Annotated in this window: 12 protein-coding genes; 9 read left to right on the forward strand and 3 right to left on the reverse strand. The window is 66.2% G+C overall.

The genetic code is table 11. From position 1 onward, the window contains the following. Position 1: 1 nt before the first annotated feature. Positions 2–1,729: a hypothetical protein gene (locus NU688_RS30575; protein ID WP_257864617.1), complete on the reverse strand. Its 1,728-nt coding sequence runs from the start codon at positions 1,727–1,729 to the stop codon at positions 2–4. 13 nt (positions 1,730–1,742) lie between these two features. Next, on the reverse strand, positions 1,743–2,126 hold the full coding sequence (locus tag NU688_RS30580) for a response regulator (protein WP_257864618.1): 384 nt from the start codon (positions 2,124–2,126) through the stop codon (positions 1,743–1,745). A 174-nt stretch (positions 2,127–2,300) separates the two neighbouring features. On the opposite strand from NU688_RS30580, the gene NU688_RS30585 reads away from it, so the two are divergent. The 4 genes from NU688_RS30585 (at position 2,301) to NU688_RS30600 (ending at position 6,281) form a co-directional block, all read left to right on the forward strand. Further along, complete coding sequence (locus NU688_RS30585; RefSeq protein ID WP_257864619.1) at positions 2,301–2,678, forward strand: response regulator; 378 nt, start codon at positions 2,301–2,303, stop codon at positions 2,676–2,678. Between the two features lie 61 nt (positions 2,679–2,739). Then, complete coding sequence (locus tag NU688_RS30590; RefSeq protein WP_257864621.1) at positions 2,740–4,269, forward strand: UDP-N-acetylglucosamine-peptide N-acetylglucosaminyltransferase; 1,530 nt, start codon at positions 2,740–2,742, stop codon at positions 4,267–4,269. Between the two features lie 4 nt (positions 4,270–4,273). Then, entirely contained in the window at positions 4,274–5,263 is a 990-nt protein-coding gene (dusA, locus tag NU688_RS30595) for a tRNA dihydrouridine(20/20a) synthase DusA (protein WP_257864622.1), read from the forward strand. A gap of 232 nt (positions 5,264–5,495) precedes the next feature. Next, a complete protein-coding gene (locus tag NU688_RS30600; protein WP_257864623.1) occupies positions 5,496–6,281 on the forward strand; it encodes an IclR family transcriptional regulator in 786 nt (261 codons plus the stop codon). Positions 6,282–6,302: 21 nt separating this feature from the next. On the opposite strand, the gene NU688_RS30605 is transcribed toward NU688_RS30600, so the two are convergent. Continuing rightward, complete coding sequence (locus NU688_RS30605; RefSeq protein ID WP_257864624.1) at positions 6,303–6,950, reverse strand: GntR family transcriptional regulator; 648 nt, start codon at positions 6,948–6,950, stop codon at positions 6,303–6,305. Between the two features lie 131 nt (positions 6,951–7,081). On the opposite strand from NU688_RS30605, the gene scpA reads away from it, so the two are divergent. From scpA to NU688_RS30630, 5 genes are read left to right on the forward strand one after another with little or no spacing between them, the layout of a single operon-like run. Then, positions 7,082–9,244, forward strand: a complete 2,163-nt coding sequence (scpA, locus tag NU688_RS30610; protein WP_257864625.1) for a methylmalonyl-CoA mutase — start codon at positions 7,082–7,084, stop codon at positions 9,242–9,244. Between the two features lie 14 nt (positions 9,245–9,258). After that, entirely contained in the window at positions 9,259–9,735 is a 477-nt protein-coding gene (locus NU688_RS30615; RefSeq protein ID WP_257864626.1) for a GNAT family N-acetyltransferase, read from the forward strand. Next, the gene (meaB, locus tag NU688_RS30620; protein WP_257864627.1) at positions 9,729–10,763 is read left to right on the forward strand and encodes a methylmalonyl Co-A mutase-associated GTPase MeaB; all 1,035 of its coding nucleotides are present in this window, start codon (positions 9,729–9,731) and stop codon (positions 10,761–10,763) included. Before NU688_RS30615 ends, meaB begins: the two co-directional genes overlap by 7 nt. Next, the gene (locus tag NU688_RS30625; RefSeq protein WP_257864628.1) at positions 10,751–11,764 is read left to right on the forward strand and encodes a hypothetical protein; all 1,014 of its coding nucleotides are present in this window, start codon (positions 10,751–10,753) and stop codon (positions 11,762–11,764) included. The genes meaB and NU688_RS30625 overlap by 13 nt, the downstream gene beginning before the upstream one ends. 21 nt (positions 11,765–11,785) lie before the next feature. Beyond that, positions 11,786–13,330 carry an acyl-CoA carboxylase subunit beta gene (locus NU688_RS30630; protein ID WP_257864630.1) on the forward strand — a complete coding sequence of 515 codons (1,545 nt, stop codon included), beginning with the start codon at positions 11,786–11,788 and terminating at the stop codon, positions 13,328–13,330. Positions 13,331–13,337: the final 7 nt, after the last annotated feature.

The following is a 13,337-nucleotide window of genomic DNA, read 5'->3' on the forward strand; positions in this document are numbered from 1 at the left end:
CTCAGGAGTGGCCGTCCACCCGCATCTGGAAAAGGAAGTAGGGCGGAATGCAGGCGCCGCGCCCTTCGGGCTGGCCCTCGGCCTGCGCGCAGATGAAGTCGTCGCGGCAGGGCTGCTGCGCCGAGCAGCTGCGCAGGTTGCCGGGGCGCGTGTGTTTGGCGAGGCATTCGCCGAAGGGCTTGTTGGCGGCGAGGCACTGATTGAAGTCGCTCAGGATGGCGATGCCGCCGCAGGTGCCGTTCTTGTCGAGCGGATCGCAGGGGCCCGAGCACATGCCGCCGGGGAAACCGACCGAGGTTTTCTCGCAGACGGAGAGCACGCCTTCGCAAGCGACGCGCGGCAGTTTCTCGGCGCGGTCGAGCCACGGGTTGGCGGACTGCGTGATGCGCGTGGGTTCGCAGCTTGCGCCGACCGTGGATTTCTCGGGTGCGGCGTTTGCGACGTCCGGCTCGGCAAGCGGACGGAACGGATCGGGCTGCGGCGTCGACAGCGCGGCGTGCACGTACGTACCGCGGCGCGCCAGTTCGTCCTGCAGGTGTGGTGAGTGCGGCAAGGCGAGTGCATTGCCCGTCGTGAAGGTGCGCGATGCGCCGCGCCGGTCGACGCCCAGCAGATGAAAGCCCGCGACCGCGCGGCTCTGGTGGCAGCCCGCACAGCTGAGGTCGTCGAGTCGGCGCAGCACGGCCTGCGGCGACTGCAGCGTGCGGCTGCCGGGCACGGCCTGCCAGTCGCCCGGCGAGAAGACCTGTGCGAACGGCCGGTTCGCGAGGCGCGCAAGGCCGCGCGGTGCGACCGAGATCGATTCGGTCGCGAGGAATTTTTCAGGGATCTGCACCGAGGCTTCGTCCAGTGCGCGCAGGTTGGCGGGCTGCTGCAGCCACTGCTGCAGTTCCTTTCGCAGTGGCGCGTTGGCCTTGAGGCGCGCGACATCGGGCGTGTTCTCGAGCGGTGCGACGTCGAAGCGCTTCGTGCCGGCGTTCCATCGAAAGGCGCGCAGCATGTACTCGGCATGGCCGCCGAGATCGGGCCGCACCGCGGAGGGCCAGCGCACGCTCTGCAGGTTGGTGGTGACCTGCGCGATGCGTGCAGATGCAAGACGTTGCGGCGCGAGCGGGCCGTCGGGCGACACCAGCCAACGGCCTAGCGCCTCGTCCTGCATCGACGCCTGCGGCGGCTGCCAGAGCCGCGCGGCGCCGGCGCAGCTGCCGCTTGCGTCCGGTGCATCACCGCGCAGTTCGACATTGACGGTCATCGGCAGGCGCGACTGCATCGCAGCGGTGCGGTACGCGAGCCGGTACACGAGCCGCGTCTCGCCGCAGGCGCCGTTCTGGAACGGCCGGCGGTCCATGCGGTTGGCCACGCCGACCAACTCGAAGAAGGCATCGGGGCTTGCGAGCCAGCGCGCGTCGAACAGCCGGTGCGGGTAGCGCGAGATGCCGACGCCGGCCTGCTTGTCCGCACGCTGAATGCGCGCGAGGCTTTCGCCGAGCGGCGTGGCGATGGATTGCCAGGCCGCAGAGCGCATCAAGGACTGGTTGGTGGCGATGCCGTCAGGGGAAGCGGGCGCATCGCCGATCCAGTGGGCGAAGCCGGCGCCGGATTTTTCGGCGGCCTGCAGTGCTTTGGGAGAGGTGACGAGGAGCATAGGATCTGCCGCGCGCACAAGCGGCGCGGCGAGGATCAGTGCGAGCGCAAGGCCGGTGGACAGGCTGTGTTTGAAGATCGGCACGCGGCCGATTGTGTCAGCGCCGGGGCGCGATGTTCAACGCCGCGCAGAAGTCGTAGAACGCCTCGAGCTGCAGCGACTTGTCGAACACCGCATCGACGCCCGCCGACAGTGCGCCTTCGCGCACCTCGGAGGTCGCATAGTTCATGAGCACCACGGTGCGCTGCTCGGGCAGCTTGTTGTCCTTGAGGAACTGCGCCACGGTGAGCCCGTTGCCTTTGGCGAGAAACACATCGATCACCGCCGCATCCCATTCGCCGGGGTTGGCCTTGAGCCAGTCGATCGCTTCATCGGAAGTGGTTGCGGTGCCGATGACATCGCATTCGGAAAATTCCTGCAGCCCGTCGGTCAGCGTCGTCGCGATCAGAGGGTTGTCTTCTATGAGGTAGATGCGGGTCATTGTTGTGTGCGAGAGCGGGAGTGCGGTCCATCGGCTTGTCTTGGCCGAGGGGGTCATTGTCGGGACGGACTCGCGGTGCCGAGTAAGACAACGCCGCCATCTGTCGTACATCCCTGTAGGGTGGTAGGGTGCAACTCCTGCGCCGCAGCGGGTTGTCTGGAAAAATGAACCTCAATGACCGCTGACTCCGCTGACCCGCAAAAAAGACTTCGTGTGCTGCTCGTCGAAGACGATGTCGAAACGCTCGCTACCACCCTGAAGATTCTCGAAGCCCTGGGGCACTGGGCCACAGGCGTCAAGAGCGCCGAGGCCGCCATCGCGCGCTTCTTCGACGGCGCCTTCGACGTGGTGATGGTGGACATCGGCTTGCCCGCGCTGTCGGGCCGCGACCTGGCCGAGCGGCTTCTGCGCGATCACCGCGTGCCGGTGATCTTCGTGACCGGGGAAGCGCAACCCGCGGAGGCGATGGCCGGCACGTCGTGGCTGCGCAAGCCCTATGCGATCGAGCAACTGATGGACGCGCTGGCCCGTTCGACGATCGCCTCGCCGTAGACCGAAGAGGGCATGGCGTGAAAACCCTCCGGCCCCGGGTGCACCCATAAAATCGGCGCCCATGCCCACCGCCATGCCCACCGATCAGACCGAGCCCTTTCCGGTAGACGCCGCCGTTGCCGAGCTCGAGGTGCTGCGCGGGCGGTTCGACTGGGCGCAGGCATGGCGTATCAGCCGGGCCTGGCATGACACAGACCCCTATGACTTCTACGCTGCATGGAATGCATTGCATGACAGCACCCAGTTGGGCGACTGGACGCGCCACGAGTTCTTGCAGACCGTGGTGGCCGAGGGCATTGCCCATACCGGTGATGCAAGCCTCGTGGGCGAGTTGGCCCTGGCCACCCCCAGGTTCACGCCGCCCCTGCTGCTCGCGGGCGCGCAGCGCCACGTGCGCCGGTTGTTGGGCGATCGGGCGACCGCGGCGCCGCTGATTGCGCGGGGTCACCACTACCCCGGTCACCGGCGGCTGCGCATCGGCTACATCGGTGGCGACTTCTACTACCAGGCCACGAGCTACCTGCTTGCAGGGGTCCTGGAACACCATGACCACGAACAGTTCGAACTCGTCTGCTTCGATTTTTCCCGGGACGACACCGCCGAAGCGGGTTTGACCGATGCCTCCCGAGACCAGCGCAAGGCCTTCCGTGCGCGCCTGGAGGGGTGCTTCGATCGTGTCGTGAGCCTGCATGCCCTGAATGCGGCCGAATGCGCCCGGCAGGTGCGTGAGGCGGAGATCGATGTCGCCGTCTACATCAGCCGGCCGGTCGACGAGCGTTTTGCCATGCTGGCCCATCGGCCTGCGCCTGTTCAGGTGGCTTATCTGTTCTATCCCGGCACGACCGGGGCGCCATTCATCGACTACCTGGTGGCAGACGCCATCGTGGTTCCGACCGAGGCCGAGGCGAACTACAGCGAACGCATCTTGCGCCTGCCGAACTGCTACCAGCCACACGACCATCGCCGCGCCGAGCCGGCTGCCGTGACGCGCGCCGACTTCAACCTGCCGCCCGATGCATTGGTCCTGGCCAATTTCAACCAGTGCTACAAGACGACGCCCGAGGTGTTTGCGCTGTGGTGCGAGCTCTTGCGTGGACAGCCCGATGCCGTGCTCTGGTTGCGGGGCGGCCCGCCCGAGGCGAACGCGAACCTGCAGGCGCAGGCGGCGTTGCGGGGCGTTGCCGCGCATCGCATCGTCTTCGGGGCGCCTGTCTCCGTGCACCTGCATCTCGGGCGCTTGCGCCACTGCGTCGACCTGGTGCTCGACACCTTTCCGTATGGCGGCCACACGCTGACCAGCGATGCGCTGTGGGCCGGCGTGCCGGTGGTCACGCGGATGGGCGACACCTTTGCTTCGCGTGTCGCTGCCAGCCTGCTGAACGCCGTGGGCCTGCCCGAGCTGGTCACACACAGCGCAGCCGATTACCTTGCATGCGCGCGGGCCCTGTGTGCGGACGCATCGCGCCGGCAAAGGCTGCGCGACCATCTGGCGCGGGTGCGCGGCAGTTGCCCCTTGTTCGACACCGCGCGCTACACACGCGATCTGGAAGCGGCCTATCTGCGAATCGCGCCGGGCCCATCGAGCACCTGACTCCATGCAAACAACGAATTACAGCGCGATGAAGATTTCCGTCGCCCCCATGATGGACTGGACTGACCGTCATTGCAGGTACTTCCATCGCCTGATGTCGCGCCACGCGCTGCTCTACACCGAGATGGTGACGACCGGCGCACTGTTGCATGGCGACGTGCCCCGGCACCTTCGCTTCAACGCCGAAGAACACCCCGTGGCGCTGCAGCTCGGCGGCAGCGAGCCGGCTGATCTTGCGCATTGCGCGAAGCTCGGCGAGGAATGGGGCTACGACGAGATCAACCTCAACTGCGGATGCCCGAGCGAGCGCGTGCAGCGCGGGGCGTTCGGTGCCTGCCTCATGAACGAGCCGCAACTGGTGGCCGATTGCGTGAAGGCGATGGTCGATGTGGTGAGCGTGCCCGTCACGGTCAAGCACCGCATCGGCATCGACAAGATCGAGCGCTACGAGTTCGTGCGCGACTTCGTCGGCCAGGTGAGCGAAGCGGGGTGCGGCACCTTCATCGTCCATGCGCGCAATGCGTGGCTGCAGGGCCTGAGCCCGAAGCAGAACCGCGAGATCCCGCCGCTGCGCTACGCGCTGGTGCATCGGCTGAAGCATGACTTTCCCGGCCTGAAGTTTTCGATCAACGGCGGCATTTCCGTCAACGAACAAGTGCATGAACACCTGCGCCTGCTTGACGGCGTGATGGTCGGGCGGGAGGCGTATCACAACCCTTGGTGGCTCGCCGAATGGGACGCCGAATTCTTCGGTGCCGCGCCGCAGCCGCTGACGCGCGAAGAGGTGGAGTCGCTGATGTGCGACTACATGGTTCGCGAGGCGGCCGAGCACGGCACGCAGTGGTCGTCGATTGCGCGGCACATGCTGGGCCTGCGCAACGGGCTGCCCGGCGCGCGCCGCTGGCGGCAGGTCTGGAGCGATCACCGCCTCAAGACGCGCCCGCCGCACGAGGTGATGGCGCTGGCGCACGAGCCGGTCGCGCAGGCCGCCTGAACGGGCGGCCACCGAGGCCGCTTTTCTGCTTTTCCAGTTCACGAAGGGAATCTCCGAACTCGGAGATTTCGTGTGTTTTTACGCCCGAAAAGTCCCTTTTTAGGCTCCGAATCGGGGCGTTTCGTCCTCTTTTAATAGAACATAGTTCCGAAACAATGCAACAACAAGTGTGGCCTGTGCGCCTGTTTTTGCTCAAGAATAAAGAGGTCAGGGAAACAAAAAAAGGTTCTTCATGAGTGAAGCTGTTGGCAGCAAAGAAGAAGTGAGCGCGCTCGCACGCGGCTTGGCATTGCTAAAGACCATCGGGATGGCTGCCGCCCCGATGGGCAACCGGGATCTGGCCGACACGACGGGCATTCCCAAGGCCACCGTCTCGCGGCTGACCGCGACGCTGGTAGGCGCCGGCTACCTGCGCCAGTCGCGGGACAGCGAGCGGTTCAGCCTGGGGCCGGCGCTGCTCGACATGAGCAGCCGCTATCTCAGGCATTTCGACCTGCGAACGGTGGCGCGGCCGCATTTGACGGAGCTGTCCGAATTCGCGGGCGCCAGCATCCACATGGGCGTGCGCGACGATCTCGATCTGCTCGTCATCGATTCGCTGCGGCCGCGGTCCGCGCTCATCAGTTCGCGCATCGAGGTCGGCTCGCGCCTGTCGATCACCACCTCGGCCGCCGGCCGGGCCTACCTGGCGGCACTGCCGCGGCCGGAGCGGAACGTCCTGTTGGAGCAGATCCGCATCGAGACCGGCGAGAACTGGCATGCCGTCGCGCCGCGCCTGATGGCGGGCATCGAGGAGTACGACCGCCTGGGCTATTGCAGCTCCTTCGGCGAGTGGCACCCCCATATCCATGCACTCGGCTTCGCGCTGCAGGGGCCGCGCGGCGAGCGCTACGGCCTGAGTTGCGGCGGCCCCGCCTACCTGCTGCCGAAGGAGGTCATGCTGGAACGCGTGGCGCCCCGGTTGCTGGAAGTGGCCCGACGGATTTCGGCCGAAGCCGGCACCATCACCCGCGATTGAGTCTCCGGCGGGTTGGCGAACTCAGTTTGCCGCCTCGAGACCGTTTTTGAAGTGTTCGCGCATGCGGGCCATGGCGGCGGTGGTATCGCGCGCTTCGATGGCCGCCATCACCGAGCGGTGCTCGGCCAGCGATTCGGCGATGCGCCCGGCCTTCAGCAGCGAGTTGTGCCGGTTGAGCTTCATCACCTTGCGAAGGTCCGCCACCATCTGGTCGCGCCACTTGTTGTTGGCGATGGCCAGCAACTGCATGTGAAAGCGCTCGTTGAGCGCGAAGAAATGCTCGCGGTCTTCCTTGCCCGGCGCGGCGGCGGCTTCGAGCTCGGTGTGCAGCTTCTTCAGCTCGGCGCGCTCGGCATCAGTGGCGCGCTCGGCGACCACGCCGGCCGCATCGCTCTCCAGCAGGGAGAGCAGGTGATAGACGTCCGCCAGGTCCTGCTCCGACACCTCCGTCACGTAGGCGCCGCGGCGCACTTTCATCGTCACCAGCCCTTCGGCGGCCAGCACCTTCAGGGCTTCGCGCAGCGGGGTGCGGCTGATGCCGTATTCCTCGGCCAGCTTGAGTTCGTCGATCCAGCTGCCGGGCTCGAGTTCGCGGCGAAAGATCCGCTGGCGCAGCAGCTCGGCCACCTCTTCGTAGAGGGCGCGCGGGGTGAGGGTGACAGCGGACATGGGCAGGACTGTACTTCAAAAAACGGGTTTGAATTAATAATTATGGATCGGTTAGACTCGCGGCCGGCTTGCAAATCCCTGCGAGCGAATTTGCGAATTCCCTGCAAGACAACTGCAAAGCGGCGCCCTCCATGAGCAGCACACCCGAACCCACCTTCAAGCCCGCCGACCTCGGTGCCTGGGCCAAGTCCGCCGCCAAGTCCGCGCCGGGCGGCGACGTGAGCGCGCTGAACTGGGTGACGCCCGACGGCATCACCGTCAAGCCGCTCTACACCGCGGCCGACCTGCAGGGCCTGAAGTACACCGACACGCTGCCCGGCTTCGAGCCCTACCTGCGCGGCCCGCAGGCCACCATGTACGCGGTGCGCCCGTGGACCATCCGCCAGTACGCCGGCTTCTCGACCGCCGAGGAGTCGAACGCGTTCTATCGCAAGGCACTTGCAGCGGGCGGCCAGGGCGTGAGCGTGGCCTTCGACCTCGCCACCCACCGGGGTTACGACAGCGACCATCCGCGCGTGACCGGCGACGTCGGCAAGGCCGGCGTGGCGATCGACTCGGTGGAGGACATGAAGATCCTCTTCGACCAGATCCCGCTGGACAAGGTGAGTGTTTCCATGACGATGAACGGCGCCGTGCTGCCGGTGCTCGCGGGCTACGTGGTCGCGGCCGAAGAGCAGGGCGTGGCGCAGGACCAGCTGAGCGGAACCATCCAGAACGACATCCTCAAGGAGTTCATGGTCCGCAACACCTACATCTTTCCGCCCGCGCCGAGCATGCGGATCATCGGCGACATCATCGAGTACACGGCGCAGCACATGCCGAAGTTCAACTCGATCTCGATCAGCGGCTATCACATGCAGGAAGCCGGCGCGAACCAGGCGCTCGAGCTCGCGTTCACGCTAGCCGACGGCAAGGAGTACGTGAAGACTGCCCTGGCCAAGGGCCTCGATGTCGACGGCTTCGCCGGGCGCCTGAGCTTCTTCTGGGCCATCGGCATGAACTTCTATCTCGAAGTGGCCAAGATGCGCGCGGCGCGCCTTTTGTGGTGCCGCATCATGAAGGAGTTCGAGCCCAAGAACCCCAAGAGCCTGATGCTGCGCACGCACTGCCAGACCTCGGGCTGGTCGCTCACCGAGCAGGACCCGTACAACAACATCGTGCGCACCACCATCGAGGCGATGGCCGCGGTGTTCGGCGGCACGCAGAGCCTGCACACCAACGCGCTGGACGAAGCGATCGCGCTGCCCACCGAGTTCAGCTCGCGCATCGCGCGCAACACGCAGCTCATCATCCAGGAAGAGACGCACATCACCAACGTGGTCGACCCCTGGGCCGGCAGCTACATGATGGAGAAGCTCACGCAGGACATGGCCGATGCGGCCTGGGCCATCATCGAAGAGGTCGAGGCGATGGGCGGCATGACCAAGGCAGTCGACAGCGGCTGGGCCAAGCTCAAGATCGAAGCGGCGGCCGCCGAGAAGCAGGCGCGCATCGATTCGGGCAAGGACGTGATCGTGGGCGTCAACAAGTACAAGCTCAAGAACGAAGACGCGATCGACAGCCTCTCCATCGACAACGTGATGGTGCGCGACCAGCAGGTGGCGCGGTTGCAGAAGATCCGCGCGTCCCGCGACACCGCCAAGGTGCAGGCCGCGCTCGATGCGCTCACCGAAGCGGCCGAGAACGGCACGGGCAACCTGCTCGCGCTGAGCATCGACGCGGTGCGCCTGCGCGCCACGGTGGGCGAGATTTCGGATGCGCTCGAAAAATCATTCGGCCGCCATCGGGCCGACACGCAAAAGGTGACCGGTGTGTACGCAGCTGCCTATGACTCCGCCGAAGGCTGGGAAGCCCTCAAGACCGAGATCAACGCCTTCGCCGAAGAACAGGGGCGCCGTCCGCGCGTGATGATTTCCAAGCTCGGCCAGGATGGGCACGACCGCGGCGCCAAGGTGGTGGCCACGGCCTTCGCCGACCTGGGCTTCGACGTGGACATGGGCCCGCTCTTCCAGACGCCCGAAGAGTGCGCGCGTCAGGCCATCGAGAACGACGTGCATGCCGTCGGCGTGAGCACCCTCGCAGCCGGCCACAAGACGCTGGTGCCCGCCATCATCAACGAGCTCAGGAAGCAGGGCGCGGACGACATCATCGTGTTCGTCGGCGGCGTGATTCCGCGGCAGGACTACGACTTTCTCTACGAGGCCGGCGTCAAGGGCATCTACGGACCGGGCACCCCGATCCCGGCCAGCGCCAAGGACGTGCTGGAGCAGATCCGCGCTGCCGTCGCGGCTTGATCGGGACGCGAGACGTGGGCGATCTCTTGTCGCGGCTGTCGCTGCAGCCCGTGGATTCCAGCGATTTCGAGGACATGCTGGCCGTGCGCATCGATGCGATGCGCCCGAGCCTGGAGCGTGTCGGGCGCTTCGACCTTGCGCGTTCGCGCGAGCGGCTGAGCGCCGGTTTCGCGGTGCCGTTCATGCACCACATCGTGCTCGACGGCGACCAACGCGTGGGCTTCGTCACGCTCAAGCCCGAGGGCGCCGATGCACTGCGGCTGGACCACCTGTACCTGCGCACCGGCTTCCAGGGCCGTGGCATCGGCGAATGGGTGATGCGCTGGGCCAAGGCCGAGGCAAGAGAGAAAAATCTCGACATCAAGCTCACCGCGCTCGTGCAGAGCGACGCCAACCGCTTCTACCTGCGGCACGGCTTCGTGCTCGAGGGCGAGGAGGGCGTCGACTTGCACTACCGCTGGCGCGTGACGGCTGCGGAGGCCGCGTGCTGAATTCCGTGGAGGCGCTCGAACGCGCCATTGCAGATTCGGACGGCATGGCGCAGCGCCGTGCCATCGCCAAGGCGATCACGCTGCTCGAATCGACCCGCACCGACCATCGCGCGCAGGCCGACGAACTGCTCACCGCACTCCTGCCGCGCACCGGCAATTCGTTTCGCCTCGGCATCTCGGGCGTGCCCGGCGTCGGCAAGTCGACCTTCATCGAAACGCTCGGCCTGTTGCTGATCGACAAGGGGCATCGCGTCGCGGTGCTCACCATCGATCCGTCGTCCACCGTGTCCGGCGGCTCCATCCTCGGTGACAAGACGCGCATGGAAAAGCTCTCGGTGCACGAGCGTGCCTACATCCGCCCGAGCCCTTCGAGCGGCACGCTCGGCGGCGTGGCCGAGAAGACGCGCGAGGCGATGCTGGTGTGCGAGGCCGCCGGCTACGACGTCGTGATCGTCGAGACCGTGGGTGTGGGCCAGAGTGAAACCGCGGTGTCCGGCATGACCGACATGTTCGTGCTGATGCAGTTGCCCAACGCCGGCGACGACCTGCAGGCGATCAAGAAGGGCGTGATGGAGTTGGCCGACCTCGTGGTCATCAACAAGGCCGATCTGGATGCCTCGGCCGCCACGCGCGCACAGGCGCAGATCACCTCGGCATTGCGGCTCTTCGGCCAGCACGGCCATCCCGACCACGCGCACCACGACGAGACCTTCTGGCATCCGCAAGCCATCCAGCTGAGCGCATTGCTGGGGCAGGGCGTCGAGGCGTTCTGGGTGCAGGTCGAACGCTTTCGTGCGCTGCAGGGCGCCAATGGCCGGCTCATGGCGCGCCGCCAGCAGCAGGCCAAGTCGTGGATGTGGGACCGCATCGAAGCCGGGCTGCGCCATGCCTTCCGCCACCACCCGCGGGTGAAGGAAGAATTGCCGGCGCTGCTGGGGCAGGTGGGCGCGCTGGAGCTGGCGCCATCCACCGCAGCGCGCCGTTTGCTCGGCCTTTACGCAGGCGACGAGGCCGCATGGACTGGCTGAACCCCGACCGCATCGCGCGCGGCTTCGACACCGCAGCGGGCACCTTCGCCTGGGGCACGACCTTCGAGCAATTGGAGGCGTTGGGCGTGCGGCCTGCGTATGCGGAATTTGGCGTCAGTGCCTGGCATGTGCCGGGCGCGGATGTGCTCGGGTTGCGCAGCAGCCGCGCGGAACTCATGGTGCCGTTCAGGGGGCGTCCGGTGATGAGCGTGCGGCACCGGATCGATCTGCCCGAGGGCGAGTCGCACGTCAACTTCGTGCTGCGGGCGCACGCACAGCTCGTCTCGCAACTCGCTGTGCCCGAGTACGGCGAAATGCAGCCGGCGCGCTTCAAGGAAGAAAACGCCTGGAATGTCGCCGTGAGTGCCGGGTGGCGCGTGGGCAATGTGAGCGTGGGCATCTCCTGGTACGGCGCGCCGCGCGACGACGAGGCCGAGGTGAAGACCAGCGGTGTCCTGTTCCTGGATTGGGACGACGAGATCGCCGCCGCCGCGCCGTGGCTCGATGCGTGGCAGCAGGAACAAGTGGCGCTCGAAGCGATGCTGCGCGAGGCCCACGCGGTGGCGAAGTTGCAAGCCGGCCCCGCGCACGAGCAGGCGCTGCACCGCGGCAACCCGAAGGACGTCCGCGCACTGATCACGGCGCAGCGCGTGTTGCGCGGGCCGTCGCTGCACTTCACCGTGCCCGACTTCGCGCTGCTGAAAGGCGATGGCGCCGCCAACCACCAACTGGTGCTGTGGTCGGCTGCCTCTGGCGATGCCTGGGGCGTATCGGACATCCACAACACCGTGTATTGCCGCCGCGGCGAAACACTGCGAGCGCAGTGGGTGCAGGTGCAGCCGGCCAAGGGCGGTGGCTGCATCGACCTGTCGTTCGGACGGCTCTCCAACTCGCTGCCCTACAGCCCGCGCGAGCGCTGCGGCGCCATCGCGCAATTCATGGACATCCTGGCCACCATGCCGGGTGCGTCGTTCCAGTACAGCGAAACCTACGACTGCTGATTTTTCAAAGAGGCTTTTCTCATGCAAGAACTGATCGAACAACTCGAAAAGCGCCGCGCCCAGGCGCGCCTGGGCGGTGGGCAGAAGCGCATCGACGCGCAGCACGCCAAGGGCAAGCTCACGGCGCGCGAGCGCATCGAACTGCTGCTGGACGACAACACGTTCGAAGAATGGGACATGTTCGTCGAGCACCGCTCGGTCGATTTCGGCATGGCCGAGCAGAAGATCCCCGGTGACGGCGTGGTCACCGGCTACGGAATGATCAACGGCCGTCTCGTCTTCGTGTACAGCCAGGACTTCACCGTCTTCGGCGGCGCGCTCAGCGAAGCGCATGCCGAAAAGATCTGCAAGGTGATGGACCAGGCGATGAAGGTCGGCGCGCCGGTCATCGGCCTCAACGATTCGGGCGGCGCGCGCATCCAGGAAGGCGTGGCCTCGCTCGGCGGCTATGCCGACGTGTTCCAGCGCAACGTGATGGCCTCGGGCGTGGTGCCGCAGATCAGCATGATCATGGGCCCCTGCGCGGGCGGTGCGGTGTATTCGCCGGCCATGACGGACTTCATCTTCATGGTGAAGGACTCCAGCTACATGTTCGTTACCGGCCCCGAGGTGGTGAAGACGGTGACCCATGAGAGCGTGACGGCCGAGGAACTTGGCGGCGCCATCACCCACACCACGCGCAGCGGCGTGGCCGACATGGCGTTCGAGAACGATGTCGAGGCGCTGATGATGCTGCGGCGCCTGTACAACTACCTGCCGCTCAACAACCGCGAGAAGCCGCCGGTGCGCCTGGGCAACAACGGCCAGGGCGACCCGGCCGACCGGCCCGATTACTCGCTGGACACGCTGGTGCCCGACAACCCGAACAAGCCCTACGACATCAAGGAACTGATCCTCAAGGTGGTGGACGATGGCGACTTCTTCGAGCTGCAACCCGACTACGCGAAGAACATCGTGATCGGCTTCGCGCGCATGGAAGGCCAGACGGTCGGCATCGTGGCGAACCAGCCGCTGGTGCTGGCGGGCTGCCTGGACATCAAGAGCAGCATCAAGGCCGCGCGCTTCGTGCGCTTTTGCGATGCGTTCAACATCCCGGTCATCACCTTCGTCGACGTGCCCGGCTTCATGCCCGGCACGGGGCAGGAGTACGGCGGCATCATCAAGCACGGTGCCAAGTTGCTCTACGCGTATGCGGAGTGCACGGTGCCGAAGATCACCGTCATCACGCGCAAGGCCTACGGCGGTGCGTACGACGTGATGGCGTCCAAGCACCTGCGCGGCGACGTCAACCTGGCCTGGCCGCGCGCCGAGATCGCGGTGATGGGCGCGAAGGGCGCGGTGGAAATCATCTTCCGCGAAGACAAGAACGATCCCGAGAAGCTGGCAGCCCGCGAGGCCGAATACAAGGCGCGTTTTGCAAACCCCTACGTGGCGAGCGCGCGCGGCTACATCGACGATGTGATCCTGCCGCACGAGACGCGCAAGCGCATCTGCCGTTCGCTGGTGATGCTGCGCGAGAAGAAGCTCGAGAATCCGTGGCGCAAGCACGGGAACATTCCACTTTGAGCGGCAC

It is taken from the genome of Variovorax sp. ZS18.2.2, from assembly GCF_024701975.1.
Classification (GTDB): Bacteria; Pseudomonadota; Gammaproteobacteria; order Burkholderiales; family Burkholderiaceae_C; genus Variovorax.